This is a genomic window from Chryseobacterium sp. AG844 (assembly GCF_003182335.1).
In the GTDB taxonomy this organism is placed as follows: domain Bacteria; phylum Bacteroidota; class Bacteroidia; order Flavobacteriales; family Weeksellaceae; genus Chryseobacterium; species Chryseobacterium cupriresistens.
Genome location: NZ_QGTV01000023.1, coordinates 1 through 26,953, shown reverse-complemented (window position 1 = coordinate 26,953; position 26,953 = coordinate 1). Strand labels below are relative to the sequence as shown.

Annotated in this window: 22 protein-coding genes; 5 read left to right on the top strand and 17 right to left on the bottom strand. The window is 38.4% G+C overall.

The genetic code is table 11. The features are described 5' to 3' along the window. Positions 1-135: 135 nt before the first annotated feature. Positions 136-918 (bottom strand): helix-turn-helix domain-containing protein, encoded by a 783-nt coding sequence (locus tag DEU40_RS18570; RefSeq protein ID WP_110011232.1) that lies wholly within the window; start codon positions 916-918, stop codon positions 136-138. A gap of 71 nt (positions 919-989) precedes the next feature. Here DEU40_RS18570 and DEU40_RS18565 point away from each other — a divergent pair, with 71 nt between their 5' ends. Then, on the top strand, positions 990-2,195 hold the full coding sequence (locus DEU40_RS18565) for a CynX/NimT family MFS transporter (protein WP_228406561.1): 1,206 nt from the start codon (positions 990-992) through the stop codon (positions 2,193-2,195). Positions 2,196-2,207: 12 nt separating this feature from the next. On the opposite strand, the gene DEU40_RS18560 is transcribed toward DEU40_RS18565, so the two are convergent. Both DEU40_RS18560 and DEU40_RS18555 read right to left on the bottom strand, forming a co-directional pair. Further along, entirely contained in the window at positions 2,208-2,915 is a 708-nt protein-coding gene (locus DEU40_RS18560) for a DUF421 domain-containing protein (RefSeq protein ID WP_110011230.1), read from the bottom strand. Positions 2,916-2,971: 56 nt separating this feature from the next. Next, entirely contained in the window at positions 2,972-3,742 is a 771-nt protein-coding gene (locus tag DEU40_RS18555; protein ID WP_110011229.1) for an MBL fold metallo-hydrolase, read from the bottom strand. A gap of 92 nt (positions 3,743-3,834) precedes the next feature. Here DEU40_RS18555 and DEU40_RS18550 point away from each other — a divergent pair, with 92 nt between their 5' ends. Beyond that, complete coding sequence (locus DEU40_RS18550; RefSeq protein WP_110011228.1) at positions 3,835-4,143, top strand: winged helix-turn-helix transcriptional regulator; 309 nt, start codon at positions 3,835-3,837, stop codon at positions 4,141-4,143. Positions 4,144-4,230: 87 nt separating this feature from the next. Continuing rightward, positions 4,231-4,785 carry a hypothetical protein gene (locus DEU40_RS18545; RefSeq protein ID WP_110011227.1) on the top strand — a complete coding sequence of 185 codons (555 nt, stop codon included), beginning with the start codon at positions 4,231-4,233 and terminating at the stop codon, positions 4,783-4,785. A gap of 99 nt (positions 4,786-4,884) precedes the next feature. Here the strand turns inward: DEU40_RS18545 and bioA are convergent, their stop codons facing one another. From bioA to DEU40_RS18520, 5 genes are all read right to left on the bottom strand, one after another. Next, positions 4,885-6,177: an adenosylmethionine--8-amino-7-oxononanoate transaminase gene (gene bioA, locus DEU40_RS18540; RefSeq protein ID WP_110011226.1), complete on the bottom strand. Its 1,293-nt coding sequence runs from the start codon at positions 6,175-6,177 to the stop codon at positions 4,885-4,887. A gap of 307 nt (positions 6,178-6,484) precedes the next feature. Continuing rightward, complete coding sequence (gene bioB / locus DEU40_RS18535; RefSeq protein ID WP_110011225.1) at positions 6,485-7,468, bottom strand: biotin synthase BioB; 984 nt, start codon at positions 7,466-7,468, stop codon at positions 6,485-6,487. A 2-nt stretch (positions 7,469-7,470) separates the two neighbouring features. Further along, positions 7,471-8,082 carry a dethiobiotin synthase gene (gene bioD, locus DEU40_RS18530; RefSeq protein ID WP_110011224.1) on the bottom strand — a complete coding sequence of 204 codons (612 nt, stop codon included), beginning with the start codon at positions 8,080-8,082 and terminating at the stop codon, positions 7,471-7,473. 59 nt (positions 8,083-8,141) lie between these two features. Continuing rightward, positions 8,142-9,251 (bottom strand): aminotransferase class I/II-fold pyridoxal phosphate-dependent enzyme, encoded by a 1,110-nt coding sequence (locus tag DEU40_RS18525; RefSeq protein ID WP_110011223.1) that lies wholly within the window; start codon positions 9,249-9,251, stop codon positions 8,142-8,144. After that, the gene (locus DEU40_RS18520) at positions 9,244-9,867 is read right to left on the bottom strand and encodes a hypothetical protein (RefSeq protein ID WP_110011222.1); all 624 of its coding nucleotides are present in this window, start codon (positions 9,865-9,867) and stop codon (positions 9,244-9,246) included. Before DEU40_RS18520 ends, DEU40_RS18525 begins: the two co-directional genes overlap by 8 nt. Before the next feature lie 66 nt (positions 9,868-9,933). On the opposite strand from DEU40_RS18520, the gene DEU40_RS18515 reads away from it, so the two are divergent. After that, positions 9,934-11,424 carry a PLP-dependent aminotransferase family protein gene (locus tag DEU40_RS18515; RefSeq protein WP_110011264.1) on the top strand — a complete coding sequence of 497 codons (1,491 nt, stop codon included), beginning with the start codon at positions 9,934-9,936 and terminating at the stop codon, positions 11,422-11,424. Between the two features lie 263 nt (positions 11,425-11,687). Here the strand turns inward: DEU40_RS18515 and DEU40_RS18510 are convergent, their stop codons facing one another. The 9 genes from DEU40_RS18510 to DEU40_RS18470 are packed head-to-tail and all read right to left on the bottom strand — an operon-like array spanning position 11,688 to position 25,407. Then, the gene (locus DEU40_RS18510; protein ID WP_110011221.1) at positions 11,688-12,875 is read right to left on the bottom strand and encodes a PepSY-associated TM helix domain-containing protein; all 1,188 of its coding nucleotides are present in this window, start codon (positions 12,873-12,875) and stop codon (positions 11,688-11,690) included. Between the two features lie 2 nt (positions 12,876-12,877). Next, the gene (locus tag DEU40_RS18505) at positions 12,878-15,346 is read right to left on the bottom strand and encodes a TonB-dependent receptor (RefSeq protein WP_110011220.1); all 2,469 of its coding nucleotides are present in this window, start codon (positions 15,344-15,346) and stop codon (positions 12,878-12,880) included. Then, entirely contained in the window at positions 15,333-16,721 is a 1,389-nt protein-coding gene (locus tag DEU40_RS18500) for an AMP-binding protein (RefSeq protein WP_110011219.1), read from the bottom strand. Before DEU40_RS18500 ends, DEU40_RS18505 begins: the two co-directional genes overlap by 14 nt. 4 nt (positions 16,722-16,725) lie before the next feature. Then, positions 16,726-16,971, bottom strand: coding sequence for an acyl carrier protein (locus DEU40_RS18495; RefSeq protein ID WP_002979498.1), 246 nt, complete (start codon positions 16,969-16,971; stop codon positions 16,726-16,728). A gap of 1 nt (position 16,972) precedes the next feature. Beyond that, positions 16,973-18,376 (bottom strand): MATE family efflux transporter, encoded by a 1,404-nt coding sequence (locus DEU40_RS18490; protein ID WP_110011218.1) that lies wholly within the window; start codon positions 18,374-18,376, stop codon positions 16,973-16,975. Further along, positions 18,373-20,184: an IucA/IucC family protein gene (locus DEU40_RS18485; protein ID WP_110011217.1), complete on the bottom strand. Its 1,812-nt coding sequence runs from the start codon at positions 20,182-20,184 to the stop codon at positions 18,373-18,375. The genes DEU40_RS18490 and DEU40_RS18485 overlap by 4 nt, the downstream gene beginning before the upstream one ends. 7 nt (positions 20,185-20,191) lie before the next feature. After that, positions 20,192-21,508 (bottom strand): lysine N(6)-hydroxylase/L-ornithine N(5)-oxygenase family protein, encoded by a 1,317-nt coding sequence (locus DEU40_RS18480; RefSeq protein WP_110011216.1) that lies wholly within the window; start codon positions 21,506-21,508, stop codon positions 20,192-20,194. Beyond that, the gene (locus DEU40_RS18475; protein ID WP_110011215.1) at positions 21,501-23,909 is read right to left on the bottom strand and encodes a GNAT family N-acetyltransferase; all 2,409 of its coding nucleotides are present in this window, start codon (positions 23,907-23,909) and stop codon (positions 21,501-21,503) included. The genes DEU40_RS18480 and DEU40_RS18475 overlap by 8 nt, the downstream gene beginning before the upstream one ends. Then, positions 23,881-25,407, bottom strand: coding sequence for a pyridoxal phosphate-dependent decarboxylase family protein (locus DEU40_RS18470; RefSeq protein WP_110011214.1), 1,527 nt, complete (start codon positions 25,405-25,407; stop codon positions 23,881-23,883). Before DEU40_RS18470 ends, DEU40_RS18475 begins: the two co-directional genes overlap by 29 nt. Before the next feature lie 216 nt (positions 25,408-25,623). On the opposite strand from DEU40_RS18470, the gene DEU40_RS18465 reads away from it, so the two are divergent. Beyond that, the gene (locus DEU40_RS18465) at positions 25,624-26,721 is read left to right on the top strand and encodes a TauD/TfdA family dioxygenase (RefSeq protein WP_110011213.1); all 1,098 of its coding nucleotides are present in this window, start codon (positions 25,624-25,626) and stop codon (positions 26,719-26,721) included. Positions 26,722-26,953 lie beyond the last annotated feature (232 nt).

The following is a 26,953-nucleotide window of genomic DNA, read 5'->3' as shown; positions in this document are numbered from 1 at the left end:
AAAATGGTGGAAATGTGAAATATTTTATTTTTCGATCCTACTAATTGCTTTTGTTTAAAGGAATAGGAGAAGTTTTATAATGTTAATAACTCTTCTTTTTGACAAATTTAAACTGTCTTTATACAGGTTTAAAATCTATTGAATGGTTTTAATAAAATCAGTCGGTCTGAACTTCATCACAGCCTGAAAACTTCTGGTATAAGCCTGAACACTCTTGTATCCTACTTCATAAGCCGTCTCTGAAACCGTAAGACTCCCGGAGCTCAAATATTCCAGACTTTTGATGATACGTAGCATTTGCTGATACTTGCTTAGGGTAAGACCTGTTTCTTTTTTGAAAATACGTTCCAGTGTACGGAAAGACAGAAGAGCTGTATCACTCAGCTTTTCCATGTTGATTTCATGACGATAATGATTATGCAGATGTTCTATAACTTTATCAAGACGTTTATCTTTCGGAAGGCTGATATGAAAAGTCAGGGAATGTTCTACAAACCGTGGAAGTTCGTTGAACATTGCTTTCAGGAACAGATTCTCATTATGATCCGAAGTCATCAGCTTGGACCATTTCTCTGCATATTTTATCATTTCCTTCAAAACAGGCGGAACAGAAAATACGTTCACTTTATGATAAAAAGCTTCTTCGGTCCTGATGTCCGCAAACATGATCATCAGTTTGATTTTTTCAGAATGGGAATTGGTTTTATGGACAGCATTGGGAGGTATCCATACTGCATGATTCTGGGGAAGGAGATAGATTTTTTCTTCAATGGTAATATACTGAAAACCGCTCTCTACATACACAAGCTGCCCTTTCTGATGATGATGCAGAACATTATCATGCACCCAGTTTTCTTCAAACCATACAAAATATGGTTTTTTGAGGTCATCTATTTTTATACTGTCATTAGCGTTCATGTCGTTTCAGGTTAAAACTTTGGCAAAATTAAACAAATTTACTACGTTAATTTTGTACAAAAGTTTTTATTATGATGAAGAGTGAAGTAAAGAAGAATGCTTCGTATGTTTTATTAATCATTAATGTTCTGGTTGTTATCTTAATTTCCAGCAATCTCCGCTCGCCGATTGTTGCGGTGGCTCCTGTTCTCGGAGAAGTAAGAGATGCTTTACAACTGGATAATTTTCAGGTGAGCCTGCTCACTTCTATTCCACTGTTTATGTTCGCTGCCTGTTCTGTACTGGTGAGCAGGTTTTCTAATAAGTTTGGAATCAGTAAGCTTCTGATGTATTCCCTGATTATTTTAAGCTTCGGATTATTTTTGAGAATCACCGGATCTCTATGGCTTTTGTTTTTGGGTTCTATCTTCATTGGTTTGGGAATATGCATTGGAAATGTAGTCACTCCGGGATATGTTAAGAATAATTTTCCGAAGCAGATAGGTCTTATGACAGGAATTTTTGCGGTATCTATGAATCTTACAGCAGCTTTAGCTTCCGGATTCAGCGTGAAAATAGGAGAACTGACAGGTTTTGGATGGAAAGGCTCTCTGGGAATATGGCTGGTGATTGCCGCATTGGGTTTCCTTGTTTTATCATTGGAATTTATTTTTAACAAAAGAAATCCGGCCCTACCTAAAACAGCGCTCAGTACTTCAAATTTTAATATGTTCAAATCTGCCCAGGCATGGAATATCAGTATTTTTATGGGACTGCAGTCTTTATTTTATTATTGCCTGGTAGCATGGCTTCCTTCCTTTCTTGCTGATTTTCATATGCAGGGAGAAAGTTCGGGCTGGGTATTTTTTGTCATTCAGATTACGATGATTCCTGTGACATTCTGCTGTCCGATTATTGCCAGTAAAATGAAAGATCAGAGGTTTTTGATTCTTTTTATTTGTGCTCTGATGTTTGGCAGTACCATGATGTTTGTCTTCCTGAAATCACAGTGGATTTATGCAAATGCGGTGATTATTGGTATCTCTAATGGATTGTCTTTCAGCCTGTCGATCCTGTTTTTTTCCACGAGAACGAAAAACAGCAGTAATGCGGTTAAAATATCAGGAATGGCTCAGTCTGTAGGATATCTGATTGCTGCATTCGGGCCTCCGTTGTTTGGAAAATTGCATGATTGGGATATTTCCTGGAACAGTTCATTCTATCTGTTAAGCTTTGCTGTACTGCTGATGCTGTATTTTGGAATGAAGGCGGCAAGAAATAAATGTGTTGAGGATTAGGAAAGTTAAAGGTCAGGTCACCCGTCTTTTATTGCTGGACGCTACCCATTCTTCTTTTTGGCATCTTGGGCAGCTTCCGGCATTACCTGCTTTTTTATGCTCTGTGTATCCACAGAATATACAAGAATAATGTTTGTCTTCATGAATATATTGTAACGGATTATGTAATGAGTCTGGCATAATAGGAAGCCCGTATCTTACAGATTCATTTTCTAAAAAGAAAACGCTGATCTCTCCTGATATTTCTTCTATGGCCATTTCAATCTGGCCAAGCTGCGACACTCCTTTTAGCCTCAGTTCTGCAAAGAATTCGTCACTTCCGAGATTTTCTTTTTGAAAATTTTTAATGGAGAATTCACCATTTTCTATCAGGCAGATGGACTTTCCTTCCACCAGATTTTCAAATTTTTTACTTTTTCCGATAAAATGGGTCACAATAGAATACAGGAGAATGATAACAATAAAAACAATAAGGGAAGAAATAATTCCGACATCCTTATTAAACATAGGATCTCCTGCTGCTGATCCCAGGCCGATAATGACTACCAATTCAAAGATTGAGAGCTGTTTTACCCCTCTTTTTCCCAAAATTCTAAGCCCGATAATAATAGCCAGAAACATAATCATGGTACGAAGAATGATCTCTAAAAGAAAAGACCACTCTTCATGCCCTAATAATAATTCTTTCCAATCAAGATTTAAGAGAAAAACTGACAGCATACACATTATTTATCAGGGAATATTCAAAAAATAAGCCAGAACTCCTGCTATTTATTTCATAGATATTTCAGGCTTACTTCTTCACCGTCATCAAGTATAAAACATCTTCCCGCTAATCCGTTTTCAAGGATCTTTTTCTGAATAAATTTTCTGTCTTCCCTACAGTGGCTTAAGGCTTCCAGATGCGTTACCCAAACAGTGGCTTCCGGAGCAGATTCACATACTTTTATGATATCTTCACTGGTCATAATAATAGGATCTCCTACGGAAAAAGTTGCCGCTCCACCCGCTACAATGATGTGCTGTGGCTGATGTTTTTCAATTTCTGATGCAATTTCATCATACCAAATCGTGTCTCCTGCTATGTAAACGGATTCATTTTCTTTTTTAAAAACAAAACCATTTACGATTCCCATTTTCTCTCCGATTTCCCCGGTTCCGTGCCGGCCTTTGGTTTTAGATATTTCAATAGTATTCCATTGAAGATGATCCTTCAGAACAATGATATTGGTGAAGCCTTGTTCTGCAATCTGTCCTGAAATAACATCGGAACAGATGAGCGGAATATTCTTGTCAAGGAGTTCAATGGCAGCGTCATCCCAATGATCAGGATGAAGGTGGGTTACGGCAACGGCGTCTACTCTTTCTAACTTTTTATTTAATTCTTTTTTATCAAAAGGCAGGTCTACGAGAGGATTGAGTAATTCACTGTCTGTCATGGGCATTTTTCCCCTGAAACCTTTGTCACCCAGCATCGGATCTATCAGGATAGAAATTCCATCAATATTCAGTACTAATGTTGCATTGCGCCATAATTGTAATTTCATTTTGGGTATTTTTGTTTGACAAATGTATTACCTAATAACAGCAAAACAATCGAAGGTTACCAAAAAGTTAACCATATATATTCAATTGACTTATGAATTTTGAGGAATTTAAAAACTGTGGATTAAGACGAAGCCTGGATATTCTTTCAGGGAAATGGAAACCATTGATTCTGCACAACCTTTTTGAAGATGACCAGGTCCGCTTTGCGGAACTTTGGCGTACTATGCCCCGTGTTTCCAAGAAAGTACTGTCAGAGCAATTGAAACAGCTGGAAGAAGACCGTATTATTGAAAGGATTGAAGTTTACAATTTCCCACCGGAAGTCTATTATAAACTGACTGAAAAAGGCCGGAAGCTGGGCCCTATTCTTTTGGAATTGCATTCATGGGGAAATGAATAGGGATAAAACTATTTATTTAATATTTTATATATTGTTGAAAATTATCGTATAATTTTAATGGTATAAAACTAATAACAATTTTTACAAATGAAAAGAATTATTATTTTGATCTCCTGCGCAATAGGCACATGGGTAACTGCACAGATAGTGCCTCCGCCAACGATTCAAAGATCCAACACAACATCCCGCGGCCTAACTGTCAATTCAAGAAAAGGAACATTAATTGAAAAGAAAATCATCAATTTAGGTAAGTTTAAAAATTTGAATATTCAAAAAATTGTAACGAAAGATGTTTCAGAAAATTCTTCGGATACTCTTCTGGGAATCATGTATGAATATGAAACTTTTGATGAAGTCTCCAAAAAGACACTCACCATTGATAAAAATGAATTGGGAAAACTGATCCAGGCTCTTCAGACTATGGAACAGAAAGAAAGTGAAAAAGCTGGCCAGGAAACCAGATATAAGTTTGTAACGATGGGTAATATTGAATTCGGAAGTGTTTACCGTGAAAAACTTTCTTCGTGGGTGAATTATATAAAAATTCCATCCAATCATTTTAATCATAACTTACTGGAATTCAATAAGGATGAATTAAAAGAATTGATAACTATTTTGAAGAAATCAGAACAGGAAATTTAAAATACAGGTGCTTACATTCAACATAAAAACCTTATAGGTTGTGAAAACCTATAAGGTACATTAAAAAAATTAAAAATAATTATTACCGGAACGGATCGTTTATTCTCTAAACTGATCCAAAACTTCCATAATATTATGATAAACAAAATCCAATTCTTCGGAAGTAATACAATATGGCGGAACCAGGTATATTACATTTCCCAACGGCCTCATGATAATCCCTCTCTGTAAGAATTCATTGTAAAGCTTCTTCCCTATTTCATTGAAATAAGAAGTATCATTCCCGGTTTTGAAATCGAACGCTAAAATAGTTCCGATCTGACGAACCTTTTCTACATGAGGATGCAAAGCAAGTGCTTTCACAAACTCTGAATGTTGATGAGTGATGCGGTTGATATTCATTTGAGTTTCATTTGTCAATAGTAATTCCATACTGGCAAGAGCTGCTGTACAGGCTAAAGGATTGGCTGTAAACGAATGCCCGTGAAATAAGGTTTTATAGCGGTCTTCAGAAAGGAAAGCATCATAGATGTCATTGGAGCAGGTCGTAATTCCCATAGGCATCGTTCCTCCTGTCAATCCTTTTGAAAAACACATAATATCCGGCTTTTCCGTAAGATAATCTGCTGCGAAAAGTTTACCTGTTCTTCCAAACCCTGTAAAAACTTCATCCTGGATCATGAGAAGGCCTTCTTCTTTACAGAATTTCATCAGCTGGCTAAGGTCCTCAGCTTTATACATCAGCATTCCGGCAGCTCCCTGAACTAATGGCTCATAGATAAGACAAGCCACTTCATCAGCTAATTCTTTAATCTGTTTCTGCAGGCTTTCCAGATTTTCTGCATCGGGCGTATCTATAAAAACAACTTCAAACAGCATGCTTTCAAAAGGTTTTGTCCAGAAGCTTTTTCCACTTACAGACATGGCTCCGAAGGTATCTCCGTGATACGCATTTTTAAAAGCTAAAATCTTCGTCTTCTTTTTCTCTTTATTGTATGCATATTGAATACACATTTTCAAAGCAACTTCTACTGCGGTAGAGCCATTATCCGAATAAAAGACTTTTTCCTGGCTATCAGGCAGAAGTTTCAGCAGATTTTCTGAAAGTTGTATTGCCGGCTCATGGGTAAATCCTGCAAAAATAACCTGCTCTAAAGTATTTAACTGTTCAAAAACACGTTGGGCAATATATGGATGAGAATGTCCATGTAGAGTTACCCACCATGAAGAAACGACATCCAGATATTTTTTTCCTGCGGTATCATAAAGATAAATTCCTTTTCCTTTTACAATAGGAATGGCATCATCAGCTGTTTTCATCTGGGTGTACGGATGCCAGTTGACCGCTTTATCTCTCTCCTGCAGACTGATTTCTTTGGTTAATGTATTCATATATTGATCTAAAAAGTTAATGAGTGATAATTTTTTTAAATTTCAACGCTATGATCGCTAAGTTTTTCAATTTGCATACTGTTGTTTTGAGTTCGCAATGGCGTTTCACTCAGCAATAAGAAACCTCTTGCCTTGCTGAATAGAATGCCTTTGCGAGCGAAATATTTTCAGAATTAAAAATTTTTCGTTGCGAACCTTAGCGTTAAAAACTAATACTAGTATTGATGAAATCAGATATCAATGCTGCGATAAAAATCATAATACTAATAATCCAGCTCATCACTCATTATTTATCGTTTATAATTTACTAACAGCATGTTTCTTTTTTCATCATAGGTCTCAATCCTAAGGTCTGCAGCATCTGCATGTCTTCAGAAACTCCTGGATTAGGCGTTACCAATAAGGTTTCTCTTTCTCCCGTGAAAATGGAATTGGCTCCTGCCATAAAGCACCATGCCTGTTCTGTTTCAGTCATTTCTATACGTCCTGCGCTTAATCTCACCATGGAAGATGGCATTACGATTCTTGCGGTGGCAATCATTCTTACCATTTCCCAGATATCTACTTTTTCATTATCGGCTAATGGTGTTCCCGCTACTCTTGCTAATGCATTGATGGGAACTGATTCCGGGTGTTTAGGCATTGTTGCCAACGTTAAAAGCATTGAAATTCTGTCTCTGTGGGTCTCTCCAAGTCCGATAATTCCTCCGGAACACACGGTGATGCCAGCTTTTCTTACGTTATTTATCGTGTTGATTCTGTTGTCGAAAGTTCTGGTAGATATGATCTCTTCATAATACTGTTCAGAAGTATCCAGATTGTGATTGTAAGCATATAAACCAGCTTCCTGAAGTCTGATGGCCTGTTCTTCGGTAAGCATACCCAATGTACAGCAAACTTCAAGGCCAAGTTCGTTTACTCCTTTCACCATATCAATCACCCTGTCAAAATCACGGTTATTACGAACTTCACGCCATGCTGCTGCCATACAGAATCTTGAAGATCCCGAGTCTTTCGCTTTTTGAGCGTGAGCAATTACAGTTTCTGTAGGTAATAAAGCCTGTACTTTAATATCCGTGTGATAACGGGCTGCCTGTCCACAATAAGAGCAGTCTTCAGGACATCCACCTGTTTTGATGGATAATAAAGTAGATATCTGCACTTCGGAAGGATCATGCCATTCGCGGTGTATGGTGGCTGCTTTATAAATCAGTTCCATCAGAGGAAGGTGGTAAATCTCTTCGATTTCTTCTTTAGTCCAGTTGTTTCTCAATGTTGTTTTTGTATCCATTATCATAATTTTGTTATTACTAATTGCTTTGCAGCATGTTGTACAGATTCCTTATCCGTATTTCTGATTTCCGGGATCTTTATAACTTTTGTTTCTTTTTCGATAAAACTGCAGATTACTCTTTCTGTATCTTCCGGAAAATCTCCGTTAAGAATTAAATATTCCAGCTGAATTTCTCTCTGTTGTAAGGCTAAGATTGAAAGCAGGCTATGGTTGATACAGCCCAGGTAGTTTCTTACAACCAGCGCTGCAGGAATGTTTAATTCCTCAATCAGATCAATCATAAATGTAGTGTCTGAAATGGGCACCATAAGACCCCCGGCTCCTTCTACAATGAGTGGATTTGCTGTTTTGGGGAGTTGAAAATCATTCAGATTCATAGTGATATTTTCTTCTCTTGCAGACTGATGTGGTGAAGCTGCCAGCTGTAAACGGTAAGTTTCCGGATGGCAAAAGTTGGTGTCTGTCCATTCTTCAATTTTATGACTGTCTGTATAATGAAGATCACCAGATTGTATCGGTTTCCAGTATTCTGTTTTAAAATGCTGAACCAAAACGGCTGAGCAAACTGTTTTTCCTATTTCGGTTCCTATTCCTGTTATAAATAGTTTCATGTTTTTCGTGATGCGGGGTTCGGGATTCGTGATCCGGTATTAAAAGTTTATTTTTTGTTTTAAATAAATTCTTTAATAATTCCTGTCAGTTTTATAATTTCCTCTTCTGAATTGAAGCTGTGAAGGCATATCCTCAAGCGTTCGCTTCCTTCTTTTACTGTGGGACTGTATATAGCATAAGTTAAAAAGCCTTCCTCTGATAAAGTATTCTGCGCTGCTTTAAGTATTTGGTTATCAGGAATGAGTACAGCCTGCACTGGACTTGTTTCTGCCGATGGAGACTGTAATTTACTGCTTCGGAAAACTTTGATGTTATTCTGAAGTTTTTCAGCTAGTTCATGATTTTGATCTAAAAATTCATATCCTGTTTTGATACTCATCCATTGAAAATCCTGTGCTGATGTGGTATAGATGAACGGACTCGCAAAATTGATCAGATAAGATTTCACTGTTTCAGTACAGAGAATAGCTGCTCCATGAGCCCCGAGAGCTTTTCCATAGGTCACCAAAGCTGCTGAAACATGGTTCTGTAACTGTAATTTTTCAATCAATCCATATCCAAAAACGCCGAAGGCGTGGGCTTCATCAACAATCAAAGAAGATTTATATTTGCTGGCAAGGGCAGCGATTTCCTGAACAGGAGCAAAATCTCCTTCCATCGAATAAAGACTTTCTATCGCGATATAACAATGTCCTTTCTGTCTTTTTAAAATATTTTCAAGATCTTCGATATCATTGTGTTTGAATTTCAGTTTTTTAGCATTGGATAGTTTGCAGCCATCATGTACTGACCGATGAATCTGTTCATCCACAATAATGACATTATGACGGCTGGGAAGCGTTGAAAACAAAGCAAGGTTGGCATTATATCCGGATGGGAAGAGCAATGCCGATTCAAAATGATGTTTCTGCGCAATCTCATTTTCCACTGAAACTGCAATATCACTGTTTCCGCTAATTAACCTTGAACCTGTGCTTCCCGAAAGCAATTGAGGGTTGTCCATAATCTTTTGTAGCAGTAATTTTTGAAGGTCTTTACTTTTTGTAAACCCCAGATAATCATTGGAATAAAAATCAATTCCATCTGATTGAAGCCTTAAACTTCTTAAGATTCCCTTCTCTTTTCGTTTATCAAGGGATTCCTGAAAATGGGAAGTATTGCTAAGCATAATTTAATTGAGCTACTTCTTCTGTAATCGCATTAATCCACTCTTTATGCAGTTCTTTTTCTATGTCCAGAATATGATCTGCATGGTGTTTCCAGTCTGGTGAGAATTCATTGAGCTGATGAATCATTTCTTCCAGATGTCCTTCTTCTTCAAGGATAATGGATTTTACCATAATTTTAGAAGAAGCTTCGGTAAGTGCCTGCTGATAAACAGGGTAAAGTTCATCCGCCCGAACCTCAATAGCATAGGTTACGAAAAGATAGGCAGCATATTTGATATCTGTTTTATTAAGTTGGAAAGCTTCCTGAAGATAACGGCAGGCTTTAATATCTAATGAGTGAAGATATTGGCTTGTTGCGATAGGAGCCAGAAGTTCTGTGCTTTCATAGGTTTTGCATAATTCAGGGTTTATTTTCCCAATCTGCTTTTTTAAATAATAAGCGTGGCGGTGTTCTTCAGCAGCGTGTTTCAGCTGGATTTGAGAAACTAATGTTGGATGTTCACATTTTGATATTTTTCTTGCACCGGCATTTTCCATAAATGAAAGCGTGTTCAGCCATTTGGCGTGGGTACTTCCTTCCTGTACAATTTTTTTTAACAGATGATGAAATTCCATAGATTTTTATTTTGATGTCAAAAGTAGTATATTGCCGGATGGTTGTATGGTGCCAGTTTTGATATTATGGATAGTCCGGTTAAAATTCCTTACGAAAGTTTTATAAAAATTGATAGAAAATCAGAAACATCTATCTATCTGCAGATCGCTAATCAGCTGATCAATGCGATTCAGCGGGGATTTTTGCCTTTCGGAACCAAGCTTCCGGGGACAAGAACTTTCAGTGAAATGCTGGAAATCCATAGAAATACAGCGGTTGCAGTGTATGATGAACTTTCTGCGCAGGGCTGGACGGAGAGTTTTCCCAACAAAGGAACTTTTGTGATTGGAAAAGATCAGGAAAAACCTGTTAAGTTGAATCATTTTAAGCAAAATAACCTTCAGAACTACCCTGTTTCGACTGGTTTTTCATTTAAAACATCCAATATTTTAGATAATCCTTTCGAGCATTCCAATTGTGAATATGTCTTTAATGATGGGGTACCGGATATCCGCTTAACGCAAATCGGACAGCATTCACGGTTTTACAGTTCTATCCTGAAACGCAAATCCAGCCAGAAAGCTTTTGGGCATTATAATCATGACGGAAGTGAATTTTTTAAAGAACATTTATCCCAATACCTGAATCTTTCCCGCGGACTTCCTATTTCTAAGAATAATCTCCTTATTACCAGAAGCACGGAAATGAGTATTTATATTGTTTCCGAGATTCTTCTTTCCAAAGGTGATACCGTATTAGTAGGAGCTTTAAGCTATTTTTCCGTTAATATGATCTTTATGAAATCTGGGGTTGATATTGTTTCGATTCCGATTGATGAAGAAGGAATTATAGTAGAAAGCGTTCGCGAAGCTTGTAAAAAGCAGAAAATCCGGATGCTTTATCTGACACCGCACCACCACTATCCTACTACCGTTGCTTTGAGTGCACAGAGAAGATTTGAATTATTGGAATTAGCGAATGAATACGGATTTATTATCCTGGAAGACGACTATGATTATGAATTTCATTATGATAAAAGCCCCATTCTTCCTTTAGCCAGTGCGGATACGAACGGAATGGTGATCTATATCGGCTCTTTTGGAAAGTCTTTGGCTCCGGGATTCAGGACAGGATTTATTGTTGCTCCAGAGAATCTGATGACAGAGATGCGTAAATATCTGGGGATCATCGACCGTCAGGGAGATATTCTGATGGAAAGGGCATTAGGAGAAATGATTGCAGAGGGAGAAATCAACCGTTATCTGAAAAAGTCATTAAAAGTGTATCAGGAAAGGCGTGATTATTTTTCTTTGTTGCTGGAAGAGAATCTGGGTGATTTTATCTCTTTTCAAAAACCTTCCGGAGGGCTGGCCATATGGCTGGAATGGAATATCCCATTGAATCTAATGCAGCTGAGCCGGAATTGTGCAAGGGATAATCTTTTTATTCCTAAAACACTGTTGTATCAGAATAAAGTTCTTACGGCAATGCGTTTAGGATTTGGAGATCTTAATTTTGATGAGATGAATAAAGGGATTGAGGTTTTTTCGAAGAATGTGAAAGGATTGATAAGCTGATTATTTATTTGTTGGAAAACGCGAAGACGCAAATAATGGCTAAAACAATGCGTTTTAAGGCGCGAGGATTTTATCTTCAATAAAATTTTATACTGTTATTTTTACTTTTGAATGGAAAAGCAAAGAGGTTATTTCAAAAGTGTCATTCTGAACGAAATGCAATGTAGTGAAGAATCTCTTAACCTAATTTATTAATGAGATTCTTCCTTCGTCAGAATGACAAAGGTCGGATTATTGTCATTTGAGATAACCTCTTCTCTTTATTAATGATGAGAAGGAAAAATTACTTTGTTTTTCTTATGGTTTGGTTTCTTCTTTTTCTTATTCAAATAGATAATAAAACCGGTAATCGGGAGTGATAGTGCGATAATGGCTGCCAGAAAATAAATAATTCTGGTGGTCAGTCCCAGGATACTTCCGGTGTGAAGATCATAATTTCTTTCTCTTAATGCGATTCCATATCCGATATTTTTATTTTTATATGATTGAGATTTTAAAACTTCTCCTGAATATTGATCAAAATTAAAATGTTCATTCCTATACTGTCTTCCGTCATAAGTCAGCTCAGCATAATAGGTTCCTTCTTCCGATCTTGGAAAATTAACAAGTGCTGATTTCTTGTCTTTCAATCCTTTTTCCATGGTATTTCCGATGAGATTGAGGATATTTTCACGGTTTGAAAATTCTTCGGAAGGAATTGTACTTTTGACTTTCTTTTCTGTTGGAATGTTTCCGTTTAGTGTGTTCTTGACCCATTGATCTACATCTTCAAAGCTCCATATCAATGCAGAATAAGAGATTAAGAGTAAAGGAATGATGGCATAGAATCCTAAGACATTATGAGCATCATAGTTGATTCTTTTCCAATTGGCTGCTGTTTTAATGAAAAACATTCCTTTCAGCATGGCTTTACTCATTTTTCGGGGATACCATATCACAAGTCCCGATAGAAGAATCACGGCAAATATCAATGTGGAGTAGCTGGTAATCGCTTTTCCGATTTTTTCACCCAGCAAAAGTCTTCTGTGAAGATCCAGGACAATTTCAAAGAAGTCTTTTTTGGCATCTTCTACTTCCTGCACTTTTCCGGTGTAAGGATCTACATAAATTCGATAATAATAAAGATAAGTTCCCCAATACGTCCTTGCTTCGTTATCCATTTTTAAGATACGGAATACATAGGTCCGTGAGGGATCGGAAGACATGACTACCCTTTTGACTTTTAAACCTTCTGGAAGTGCTTTTTCTGCTTTTTCCGTAAGTTCAGCCAATGAAAGTTTGGTTCTTCCGATGTTTTCAACGTAATATCGGTTGGGATGAACAATATGTTTTAATTCTTCTTCGAAAGCCAGTATACATCCTGTAGCAGCCATGGTAACAACTATAAGCCCGGACGTTAGTCCGAGCCATAGATGTAACTGATAGGCAATTTTTCTAAACTTCAGCTTCATTCTTAAAATTTAAAGCTTACCTCAGCAACAAAATTACGAGGCATCTGAGCGACTACCACTCCCTGCCCTGCAAAATATTGTGCATTGCCCAGGTTATTCATTTTAAATCCTAATCTGTATCTTTCTTTTTCAAGGGAAATGGAAGCATTCACTAAAGTATAGGCAGGAAATGAAAATTGCCCGGTAACGGTTTTATTTCCGGTAATCTGTTTTCCAACACGATTTACCCCGAAACCCAACCCAAGTCCCTGAAGTCCTTTGATTGGGAGGATATAACTGATCCATGAATTGAATACATTGGCAGGACCTGCAGATTCCGGACGGCGCCCATCTATAGCGGGATCAGCCTTTTCATATCTGCTGTGGTTATAGCTATATCCGGCCATGATGTTTAATCCCTGAACAGGATTCATGATGGTTTCGATTTCAATCCCTTTGCTTCTTTGCTTTCCATCCTGAACAACAATGTTGTATTCTTTTCCGTCACGGATTACGCCACTTCCTCTCTGGATATTATCAACAAGGATATCGTAGTATCCAACTGTGAAATTCACTTTGTTTCTCCAAAGATTTCCCTTGATTCCTACTTCCCACTGATTGGCCATCTGTGGTTTCATATCTCCGCTATAGTCCGGTAACTGCTGGGTAACAGGAGCTGTATAGCTGAAGCCGTTCATATAATTACCATAGGCAGATAACTGATCTTTAACGATCTGATATACAATTCCTACTTTTGGAGACCATGCGGTCTGACTGAAATCACCGGTACGTTTGTTATCATTCAGATTAAGCTGTCCTTTACTTTCGTAATGATCCATACGCAAGCTTAAAAGCGTAATCAAACGGTCTGTAATATAGGTTACGTTTGAAATATAAGCTCCATAAAGGTTGGATGAATTGCTATTTCTTACCAAAGGCGTTTTACCTGCCACAATAGCAGCCTGAGTTGCAGTCTGAATTTTCTGAAGTGCCAGATCTCTGGATATATTACCATAAACTCCGGTTACCGGTGCCACTACCGGCCCCGTAGGATTTGTCCCATCAATGTAATCATACACTACAATCGGAGAATGATTATTGTTGATCGATTGATTTAAATAATCTAATCCGATCAACACTTTATTTTTAATTTTTCCGATATTAAATTCTCCGTTGAAGTTCTGCTGAACACTTGTAGAAGAAGCTTCAGAGTTCTGCCACTGTACGTTACGTTCCAGCAGAGCATCACTGGTTGTCCCTCTGATAAACTGATATTGATATAATCCTTCCGTTTTTCTGAAGTTTCTTGAAAGCAACGTTTGCGAAGTCCATTGATCCGAAATTTTGTAATTAGCCTCTGCTTTTACATTGATAGACGGAGCTTTTAAAGTCATATCATTGTTGGAGTAAGATCGTTTCCAGTCGAATCCAAGTTCATCTGGTGTATGAGCAACATAGGGTCTTGTTCTGGTCAGAAAAATAATCGGAGTATTGGTTCCTTCATAATTATAAATCTGAGCTCCTAAGTTAAATTTCAACCTTTCATTAACCTGGTAGCTGACTGTAGGGGCTACATAGAATGATTTTCTGAATTCAGAATCCCTGAAACCATTCTGATACTGGTATGCCGCATTCAAACGGAATAACATATTTCTGGACTCTGTAATCGGTCCGTAAACATCAGCGGTAACACGGTTCAGGTTGTAGCTTCCCATCAGATAAGAAGCTTCTCCTCCGAAATAATCCTTCGGTTTTTTGGTTACTGCGTTAATCAGACCTCCAAAGGAAGTTACAGCACCTCCGTACAATGTTCCTGAAGGACCTTTGATGATTTCAAGACGCTCAAGATCGGCAGGATCTATTTCTCCGTTAGTGGTTGCAGGCACTCCGTCTACCATCGATACTTTGGTAGGAAAACCTCTAAGGCTGTAGTAGAAACTTCCGTCTCCGGAGCCTCTTCCCGGACTACCCTGCATTTTTACCATACCCGGAACGTTTTTCAATACTTCCGAAATATCGTAAGTAAGCTGTTCCTTCATAATCTGCTGGTTGATACTTGTGTAGGCCTGTGGATTTTCAAGAACTTTCAGAGGCATTTTAGCCACTGAAGTACTGTCTTTATCCAGAAATTTATTTCTGCTCACTGCATATACGGTAATTCCTTCAATCACATTATTGTGTAAAGGAGCGTAGATCGCAGGGATTTCATAGACATCTTTCTGAATGTGGATGGGTTCTCTCATCAGTTCGATGTCATTTAAAACCACCTGAAGCGTATATTCTCCAGGTGGCACATTTTCAAAGTAATATTCTCCTAAATTATTGGTTTTTGCCTGATAAGACGTGTTGACAAGTCTTAAAATAGCATTTTTTACCGGTGCTTTTTCAGACAGCATGATTTTGCCATGAATTCTGTCGCCCTGTTGTGCAGAAAGCGAATTTGAAGATAAAGCAAGACCAAGAAGTAATATAAGGGTTTTAGATGTTTTCATGCTGTAAGTTTTGTAACAGGGGATAGTTTATTTTACCGTTTTGTGATAATGGGAATGATTCTATACGTTCTGTGCGTACATATTGGGGGTTGATACGCAGTTTATTTTTAATGGTTTCGGTGATGATCTGAGGATCTATTTCCGGATTGTCATACAATACCACGATTTTTTTATCATTGGCATTCAGACATACGAAAGTATTGCCCTGCATTTCATTTTTAAGGATAAATTCTACCTCATCGAGATTAAGACGTATTCCGAAAAGCTTCATGATACGCTTTATTCTTCCTGTGATATAATAAATTCCGTTTTCACCTTTTCTGGCAGTATCTCCGGTATGTAGTACAGAAGGCTGCTCATAAGTGGCAAGATCTTCCAGTTTATGGGCATAGCCTCCGAAAATACTGGTATGCGAAAAGAGAAGTTCATCCGTTTCAGGATCAATTCTGAAATTTCCATTATGTACAGGAGTTCCGATAGAAGTTTCTTCTTCCAGTAATCCTTCTGTGGTAAGGTAAGCCATTCTTCCGCCTGCTTCTGTCTGTCCGTATTGCGCAAAGAAATCTTTTTTAAACTCATGACAATAAGAGAAAATAGTTTTTCTCAATTCAGCGTTGATCACTCCTCCGGTGTGGGTAAAATATCTGAGACTTGGAGAATCTTTTCTGAAAAATCCTATTCTGTTCAGGTTTTCATAAAGAAAGGGAACTCCACCCAAAGTACTGTAACCATACTCCTCCATTTCATCCCAGAATGCTTTCTGCATAATGTCTTTATCCGTACAAACGATTCTTCCGGCACGCATACAGTTGGTGGTGAAAATAGAGAATCCGTATACAAAGTTGATCGGTACGTTTAAAGGAACTACATCAGTATCCAGAATCGGCATGTACTGAAGGATGCTCAATGCATTCTGATAAAGGCTTTCATCAGATAATTTAACCAATTTCGGAACACCTGTTGTCCCTGAAGTACTCAAAAGAATTTTGATGTCAGGATGAATGGTAACTTCACTCTTATAATCATCCTTTGCGAAGATGCTGATGTTGTCTGAGAATGCTTTCAGAGTATATCCTTCAATGACTTCTCTTTGCGGATCAAAGATGTATTTCGGACGGTATTCTGCCTCAATACGTTCTTTGAATTCCTCATGTAGTTTCTGCCCCAATACCGCAATGGTGTGTGTTGTTCCGTAAAAATTGAGGAGCACTTCAATACTTGACAGCTGATTGTCATTGTATAAAAAGAGCAGCCCTTTTTCTACCGGGTTTAAGCCTAAAGACCGGTACAGTGTTCCCACCAGTATTGTTGTACCGGTGGAAGCATCTGTAAACCTTAAGTTCTTATTGGCAATTACATTTTCTAAAATTTTCATAGGCTTAGTTTTCTACGAATACATCGTATTTTTTCATTTTTTCACGAATCTTGCCGACGGTTCCCATCTCCAGAATATCGTTAAAATCAAACTTGATCTGATAAAACTGTTCAAGCGCTTCTACGATCAGAAGATGAGACATAGAATCCCATTCCGGGATTTCCTGATACGTTAGCTTTTCATCTACCAATTCTTTCTTTATGGCGATGGCAGAGGCGATTATTTCATAAAATTCTTCTGTAGTGTTCATTTTAAATTTTTATAGTTTTCCATTTTCCATTTTTAAAAATCATGAGGAATAGCACAGCCAAAACTATTTCCGAAGAAACGATAGCGGTAAATATTCCTCTCAGTTCCCAATGAAGTCTTACCCCTAAGAGATAAGCCATAGGCAGCTGAATCACATAAAACATGACGAGGTACAGTAATGTAACCTGTAGAATGTTTCCGGCGGCATTCAAAGCGCGGCTGATCACCATGGTGAATCCTAAAAGCAGATAAGCCATAGAGACCACATGGATGTATTGAACCGCATATCTGGCAACTTCCGGTTCTGTAGTGAAAAATTTCACCACATATTCAGCAGCAATCTGCCAGAATAAGGCTACAAGTACCAGATATGTCATGTTGATGGTTCCTGCTCTCCAGACTGTTTTTTCTGCACGTTCCGGTTCTCCGGCACCGAGATTCTGTCCTGTAAGCACTCCTGCTGCATTTCCTATTCCCCAGGCAGGCATTGTTGCGACCGAAGCAATACGCTGGGCAATAATGTATCCTGCCAGCGCGGTTGTTCCGAAAGTAGAGATGATTTTCACCATAATCAGCCAGCTGGATGTAGGAATGATATACTGAACCAATCCTCCAAAGGCGAGTTTCAGAATCTTCTGTAACAATGTAAGATCAAGCTGAAAAGGAACTCTGATGCTGATGCTGGTTTTTCCTGTGGCGAATATGAATGCCTGATATACAACTCCTAATGTCCTTGATAAAACCGTAGCATACGCCAATCCCATCAATCCGAAAGCAGGAATAAATCCTAATCCGAAAACAAGGATTACCGCAAAGATGATATTGGAAATATGGCAGATCCAAAGTGATTTCATGGCAATATCGGCATCACCTGCCCCTCTGAAAAGCCCATTGACAGACAAGCGGAGAATCACCAGCCCGATACTCAGGAAGACCAGTCTCGAGAAAGAAACTCCTTCGGTTACCGTACTGGCATTGATTCCCAGAAAATCAACAATTTCTGATGCAAAAAAGCAGGAAACCCCACCAATAAGCACTGCAAAAAACAGAGCCAGCAAGATGATGTATTGGGCTGTTCTTCCCATTCCTTGTTTATCTTTTTCGCCCGCTCTTCTGGCGGTAAGGGTTGCTGCTGCAATTCCCAAACCTACTGCGATGGCATAGGCGAAGTTGATGTAGTTATCAGTAATTCCCACAAGCCCAAGAACCTTGTCGCCTAATTTTGCAATAATCAATAGATTGACACTCACAAAAACAGATTCCATGACAAGTTCCATCACCATAGGAATGGCAAGACTAAAGATGGAACGGTTGATGCTTCCGGAAGTCAGCTCGACTTTTTTCCCGGCGACAGCCCCATAGGCAAAAACCGCTCCTTCTTTTAAGATATGCAGGAATTTCCTCATACTGCTGCTACAGAATTTTTATTGGCAATCTGATACAGTGGGTTAGGCAGCGCTCCGTCTTTTCTCGGAATGGCAAATGCCTTGTTTTCACTGTAACCGTTATTTTTCAGACGCAGACTGTTGATATAGAATCTTTTGAATACCGGCACGTACAGGTCATATTTTTCGTATCGTTCCTGAAGGTGGGTATTCTCAGCTTTATAGTTTTCTACACAGTTGTGAACCAATTCCCAGAATTTTTCTTCTTTAAAACCGGAATACGTATGCAAAGCATTCGACAGATATCTGAAGAAAGCATCAAAAACGCCAAGCAAAATAAACAATGGAATATTTTCTTTGTTGGAAGACTGAATCAAACCATCTGCAAGGTGTGCAGGAAGTTTTTCTCTAGCCTCTGTAGTAAGTACAATATCATCCACAAAATCTTTGATTACGATTCTTTTTGGAACTCCGTTATTCAAAACCACCATAATGTTTTCTCCGTGTGGCGTTACACATAATGAATGCGTATAATAGATATGCAGTAAAGGCGTAAGATAAGCATCAAGATAGCTTTCAATCCATTCTTTAATGCTCACTCCTGCTTTTTCAGCAAATGCCTGAACCAATGGAACTCCACTTTCATCTACATACAGTAAAGAAGCCATCGTCACCATTTGTTCATCCTCTTTCAGATAGTTTTCAGCACTTTCTCTCCATAATGCTCCGAGGAATTCATTATACTGATAAGGAACGCTGGCAATAGCTCCGTATTGAGGGTGCAGATAAGTAATAGCAGCTTCTTCTCCCAGGAAAATCGTTTCTTTGTTCTCAAGGTAAGCATCATCCTTAATTAAGCCTTTTACCCAGTCTGTAATGGCTGGAGCAATTTTCATCTGCTTAGGTGATAACCCTCTGATATTTCCTGTACTCAGAATAGAAACAGCGGTTTTCAGGTATCTCTTTTTAGGATGATCTACATTGAATAAAGTACGGATACTCTGCTGCGGACTGTAGGTGTCACTACCCTCACCCAATTGTATTAAAAGTCCGGAAGCAATATCCCCTGCAAAATGAATCTGAAGCTTGTGCTCCCACTGCCATGGATGTACAGGGATAAAATGATAATCTTCAACAATTTTTCCTTCGCTGATCAGTTGCTGCTGAAAATCATTATACAGCAGGTCTCCTATTTCGGAACGATAAAACTGCTCTCTGTCAATATGTTCCAAAGACTGGAATGAAGATCTGCTTTTATGGGAAGCCAGCCAGATCACTTTTAGATTCTCGTCGGCTTCAGGGGCAAATGTTTTCAGGTCTTTTGGAGAAAAACCTAACCGGCTTTTGTTCACAATTACCCAAGGATGTCCGGTCATATTATGCTCTACCGTCTGATAATCTGCATCAGCAAGCTCTTTTGAAGATATCACTCCTTTTGACAAGATTAAAGCATCACAATACAGCGTATGCAGTAATTCTTCCGTGTATCTTGCAATCGTATAGGGATCTAAGTCAAAAACAGACTGCATTTCGAGGAAGAAAGCCGCCACATCTACTGAAGATAAATCTTCACCGTTTTCTGTTTTTGTAATGCTGTCTTTATCAATATGCCAATAATCCATCATTCTTTCCTGTCCGCGGAAGCTGTATGAAATATTTTCAAATCCTGTTTCGAGCTTGAAAACTGTATATCCGTCCTGTTCTTCAAAGGTTACCACAGGTTTCAGAAGCTCTTCGTGCATCAGTTCTGCGATGGTTTTGGCCATTAGGTTTCTGTTGGCCTGATTCCAGTTTTCCTGGCTTATTGTATTTTTTAAGTTGGTGTTCATTTTTTAATTAAATTTTGGCAGTTGGTAAGTCAGCATATTTTTCGACATCAAAATCCTGGAAAGCAATTTTCTTTTCAATTTTATAATACTCTCTTCCCAGAATATCATTGATGATGTAGGAATTACGGTACGCAGCCATTCCCAGATCGGTAGAAATATAACTGTGGGTATGAACTTCGGCATGAAGAACATAAATTTCGCCCCCGTTATGGTCTATTGAATAATTCCTGTTGACATCAAACAATCCGCTGGAATCTCTTTTGATTCTATCCTGAATATTTTGCAAGAATGCAGGCTCGTGATAGCGGTATCCCGTTCCAAGAATCAGATAATCCGCTTCCTGGTCATAAGGTACTTCCTGTTCCAGTTGGGTAAACTCAAGATTGATGAAATCCGGATTGCTGTTGTCTACTCTGTTCAGCTGACTATTAGGAATAATTGTAAGATTAGGATCCGCATTGTCGATATTCAGATCATAAATAAAATCGTAGATATCGTTGATCAGATCGTAATTGATTCCTTTAAACTGAGCCTGCTGCTTGCTTAAAATTGTTTTTCTTGCAGATTCGCTTCTGTTATAGAAATAGTCTACATAATCTGGTGAAGTAAGCTCCAGTGTCAGTTTAGAATATTCCATAGGGAAAAATCTGTCCGGACGGGAATACCAACCCAGATGTGTTTCTTCATTCCTGTTTTGAAGCAGGTCATAAAAAACTTCTGCTGAACTCTGTCCGGATCCGATAATGGCAATTTTCTTTCCCTGAGATAACAATTCCTCTTTTCTATACAGATAAGAACTGGTGTGAATAACACGGGAATCATCTTTCGGAATGAAAGAAGGAATATGGGGTTGGGTTCCGGTCCCTAAAATCAATCTTTCCGTTTTGAAAACCGTAGTTTCTTTGGTTTTGGTATGAATAGTCGTTACATGATATAAACCATCTTCATAAGTAATATCCACTACCTGAGTAGAAAAACGGCACTGTGGAAGCTGTTCAATCACCCATTGGCAATAACGGTTGTATTCTTTCCTCGGAATGAAAAAGTCTTCTCTGATAAAAAACTTATACAGTCTTCCGGTTTCTTTCAGATAATTCAAAAGGCTCAAAGGATTCGTAGGATCAGCCATGGATACGCAGTCGCATAAAAATGGAGTCTGCAGGGTTACATGGTCGATCATTAATCCCGGATGCCAGTCGAAACCATCTCTCTGGTCCAGGAAAAGGGCTTTCAGTTCCGGAATCGGATTGGATAATGCGGCAAGTCCCAGATTGAAAGGGCCAATCCCTATGCCTATTACATTGTATACGGCTTCGTTAGTCATTTTTTGTGATGTTTGTGGTGATTTGTACCTCTTTATTCTGTGGAAATTTTTCCCAGTACCATTCTCTGTAGCAGAAGTTCAGATTGGCTTTTTTATGAGGCATTTCAATTACTTTATCTACTTTGAATCCTACATGAGCTTTATTCATCATAGACGCAAGCGAGTCTACAGATCCTTCGCCTACCATTTTTCCTACCTGTGGCTGTGCAAAAACATAGTCAACCATAGACTGCGTAGATGGAGATACAAATTTCTTTTTAGGATCTGTAGGTGCAATGAACTGGTGCGTTCCGTAATCGGTAGGCAATACTTCGTAGTAATCGCCTACAATATCTCTGCAGGCCCAATACACCTCAAAATTGCATGAAGGTTCATCGTTTCCTGCAATGATATAGCTGTGGGCTTCATCACCTGGAAGCATCAGTCTGTAATAGGTTTCCAATTCGTCAATGGGCCAGTTCATCTGCCAGATTTTTACGGCATGTTCACGGTTGAACCATTCGTGAAGCATTTCAAGGTCGTTTTCAAGATCTATAGGACGCATACTTATCGTCACGTCTTCTTTCTGAAAGTATCTCTTAAAGAAAACCTCTGTTCCCTGCGGATTGATTAATTGATCTGAGAAGAAGTGCTTGTGAAGAAGGTTCGGAACTGTAGCATAAGAAATTGAAGAAGCGTTCACGCCTCCGTCTACATCAGCAACCGCCGACTGAAGGTTTGATTTTACTGCCCAATATCTTTGATTCAAAGCATAATCCGTTAATGAGGAAGGTTCAGTTTCATGAAGATTTTCAAACTCTCTGTACAGAATATGGATTAATCTTCTTTCTTTAACCAGTCCCGTCTTACCTATTGAAGCAATCAGTGCGCTCAGGTTACTTACCAGAAGATGGTGAGAAATAATATCCAGAAGACGCTCATCCCTGATGAAAAGATCTTCCACTTCAGGATAATCTTTGATCAGAGATTCATATTTTCCTTTAAAGCTTTCTTTGATTAAATAACCTTGTCCGTCTCTCACATAAATAGATTGAGGAAGCAATTGATTATCCAATTGTACAAGCAGATTCTGCTGATGAACTTCCGGCGCCATCCCTAATTGATTGTACAATCTGTTCAAAGGGGAAAGCAACAGATTTATGTATTTTTCAAACCAGATAATGGCTGCTTTTTCTGCATCTACACCCAGTTGATTCGCAACATTCTTAAAGAAATGCGCCGTAAAATTGAATCCGTCTGTAGATTCATCCTGACAAAGCCTTGCTAACAGAATCACTTTATCTTCATTTGAAAAAGGATTTTCACGGAGCAGAATATTGAGACTGTCCATATTCTTCCCTTCATAATGAACGCTTAACGTGGATGGTTCCAGTAATAATTTAAAATTCGGAAAGTCATTTTCAAATGAAGCTTTTTCGTGCTGCCACCAGATAGCGGAAGCATAACCTCTGTTGAGATCTTTTAAGCTGTTTGTTCTTACAGATCCTGTCATTAAAACATGCAGAGAAAATTTCAACATCCAGCTGAAATCCGGATTATACACCGTTCTTATGGAAGATGTTGCATAAAAATCCTCTCCTAAAGGTCCGATGTGAATGATTTTCCCGGAACCCAGCATTTCAGGGTATTCTGCTGTTGATAAAAGATATTGTGCTTCCCATGGATGACATGGAACGATGTAAAAATTATTGATGTTTTCAAAATCGTAGCTTTCCGGTAAAGAAGTCCATTTTTCAAAGATTTCTTTGGCCGAGATTCCCGGAAGAGACTTTTCCGTGATGCAGTCTTTATGAATCAGGAAATAGTCCAGCTGGAATCCTTTTCCGAATTCAGGGCCGTATAACAACTGTTCTTCCTCAGAGAATCCCATTCTTGATTTGGTGAAAGGATGCAGATTGTGGCCTGCAGGAAGCATTTGCTCAGATTCAAGGAAAGAATAGGTCAACAACTGATCGTCCTGAAGACAAGCTTCTGTTGTCTGTTCCAGATTTCTTAAGCTGCTTTGAATTCTTTCCACAAAGTTTCTGAAACCCGTTTCGTTGGTAGTCTCAGAAAGTTCTTTGTAAACCAGTTCAGTAAGCTTTTGATCATTCACTTCAAAAACTTTTTGATTTTGATGATCTACCGCCCATAAAACAGGTCCGTATTCATGAAAAAGAGTTTCTGAACGATAGGAAACCGGAGCAAATAAAAACAGTCCGCTTTTCTTCATTTCAAATCTCATAAACAATGAATAATCACTGTTCTGAAGAGCTTTTGCCGTGAGAAGATCATACTTCGGAACGCCGTGGTAGAATTTTCCGTTTCCCAGTTCTCTCAGCATTCCGTTCAATAGAATCCTGAAAGTAATTTCCCGGGCTTTTTCTCCTGTTCTATTTTTCTGAATTAAAGTCTTTTCCATGATTTTTGATTGTGGTGAGAATTTGATGAATGTCTTCCGTAGTCGTAATCGGATTCAGGAACGTAAACTTCAGATAGAAATTCCCATCCACTTTTGTACTTGCTACAAGGATTTCTCCGCTGTAGAACAGTTTCATCTTGATGTATTGATTCAGCGCATTCAGATCACTGATTTCCGGATTTACATATCTGAAAACAAGAACACTTAAGTCGGAATCTGAAAGAAGTTCAAAATCAGTATCTTCAGAGATCATCGCTGCAGCATCTTTGGTAAGATCGATCACCGTGTCTGTATATTCTGCCAACTGTTCTTTCCCCATCATCCTTATGGTAAACCAAAGTTTTAACGCATCAAATCTTCTTGTACTCTGGGTAATGGATTTATTGATCTGTGCCGGAATTTCCTCCTCGTCCATTTCCTTCGGATTCAGATAATCGGCGTGGTGTTTAAGAATCAACAGTTCTTTTTTGTTTTTCACAATAAAAGCACTGCTGCTGATCGGCTGGAAGAATGATTTGTGATAATCAATCGTTACAGAGTCGGCTCTTTCAATACCATTGATAAGATCACGGTATTTTTCACTTAATAATAAAGCACAACCGTAAGCGGCATCTACATGCATCCAGATGTTATAGTGTTCTGTAATATTGGCAATATCATCCAGTGGATCAATGTTTCCAAAGTCTGTAGTTCCGGCTGTCGCTACGATTCCGATAGGAATATTTCCTAATTGCTCTTCCCTCTTAATGTATTTCTTTAAAAGAGAAATATCCATACGGAAACGTTCATCGGTCGGAACTTTAACAATACTTTTCTCACCCAGTCCCATAATGGATGCATTTTTAAGATTGCTGAAGTGAGATTTATCGGAAACAAATATCCTGAAACGGCTTGCCTCCACTGGCAGACCATCCATTTTAATATTGTGGTTATATCTTTTCTGAGAAAAGCAGTCACGCATCATGATCAATCCCATTAAATTACTCTGTGAGCCTCCTGCGGTGAAAACACCATCGCTTTCATTCGTATTATATCCAATCTGACCCGCAGTCCAGTCGATCAGTTTTCTTTCCATAAAGGTTCCTCCCGCGCTCTGATCATAAGTATCCTGAGAAGAATTGATGGCGCTTACAAGGATTTCACCTGCCAATGCCGGAATTACTACGGGGCAGTTAAGGTGAGCTACATATTGTGGTAAGTGAAAAGCGGTGGCATGTTTCACATAGATTTCATCTACTTCAGCCAGCAGCTCATTATAATTGGATAGTTTTTGATTAAGATCAATCTGTTGTACCATTCCTTTCATTGTTTTGGCTTCGATACCACTGAAAGGCTTGTTGTTTCTGTGAAGAAATTCCTGAACCAGGTCTAAAGTACTGTTGACAGCATTACGATAATGATCATAATTGTCAGGATGAAAAATATTCCCAAAATTCCCCGAAATGTGAGGTGAAGTGGTGCTTGCGAGCGTTTCTAGGGATATTAAATTGTTGTTCATAAAAGTTTTGTAATGTGATTTTTTAAATCTGTGAGTTGTTGTGGTTTTTTCGATATATGGTTATATATATCTGATAGTCAGGTTTTTAAATTTTGCATTTTTTATTATATTTTATTTGGTGATTACGTAATTATTACTAAATTTGACTCGGCTATTGTTATTTAGAATAATTAAAAACAAAGATAAAAATTATTACTTAACACCAAATTTTTTTTAATGAATTCTACAGAAATTTTAGATAAAGACTGTTTAACAGCTGTAAAACTGCTTCCTACGGTCATAGAAGTCACCTCTCAGGAAAGAAGAATGATAAAAGATGCGGCTTTGCATCTTCAGAAAAAGTATGACACTTATGAAAACCGTGATTTTATAAAACATGTCCATCAGTTGGCGTCTTATTTTTTACCAGAGAGAATTTTAAATATAGCGGCTGATTTTGCGAGTGACTTTTCAAAAAATCAATATGGAGCACTGATCTTTACCGGACTCATGGATATCGATCAGGAGAATATAGGCTCTACTCCTCCCAACTGGCAGGCGGCCGATTATTCAAAATTTAATTTATATGGCTTTGCATGTGCACTCATCCATGGCGCACTTCCATCAAAACCGGTACAATATTATTCGCAGCGTAAAGGCGGCGGATTGATCCATGCCATCATTCCTGATGAAAAAATGAAGGAAACGCAAACCGGATCAGGATCTTCTACAGATTTATATGTCCATACGGAAGACGCTTTTCTGAAACATCAGGCTGATTTTTTAAGCTTTATGTATGTGAGAAATGAAGAGCAGGTCCCTTCAACGTTATATTCCATCCGTTCTCATGAGTCTATCGGGGAAAAGTACAGAGCTCTTTTTGATCCTATTTATAAAATTCCGAAAGACGCCAACCTGGAAACGGGAAACAGTGAAGAAGAAACCCTGGATTCTGTATTGTATGGCAATTACAGCCTTCCTTTTATGAGATTCGATGCTGCTGAACAGCTTTTCAATTCCAGCATCAGACAGTCTGATGAAGCGCAGAATACACTGCATGAGTTCTGGGAAGAAGCCCGACATTTGATTTATTCAGGATTTACTCCTCAGGCTGGTGATGTTATTCTTGTTAATAATCACTTATGTGCTCATGGAAGATCGGCCTTCCGTGCGGGAATAAGAAATATTGACGGTGTAGAACAGCCATGTGAAAGAAGGATCATGCTTCGTATGATGAGCAAAGTAAGTCTTATCGATATGAGAGCACACACCCTTACGGAAGATCCGTTCTTTGTGATAGAGGAGCATTTGGGGAAAAACTTTCAACATTTTTAATAGAATGTCTGGTTAGTTGGCATTTTTGAACATTCAATCAATTGAAATCCTTTTTGGGCATGGCTCAAAAAGGATTTTTTTTGGTTAATCCTTGTCAAGGTTTTAAACCTTGACAAGGATATAGGGTATTAAGTTTCGGCTCCTATGTTTGCAAAAGAATAAATTTACATACAAAGCAAAAGGGGTGAGAGAACAGTTTTGGCTAAATAACTCAGGAAGTATATTGTGCTTT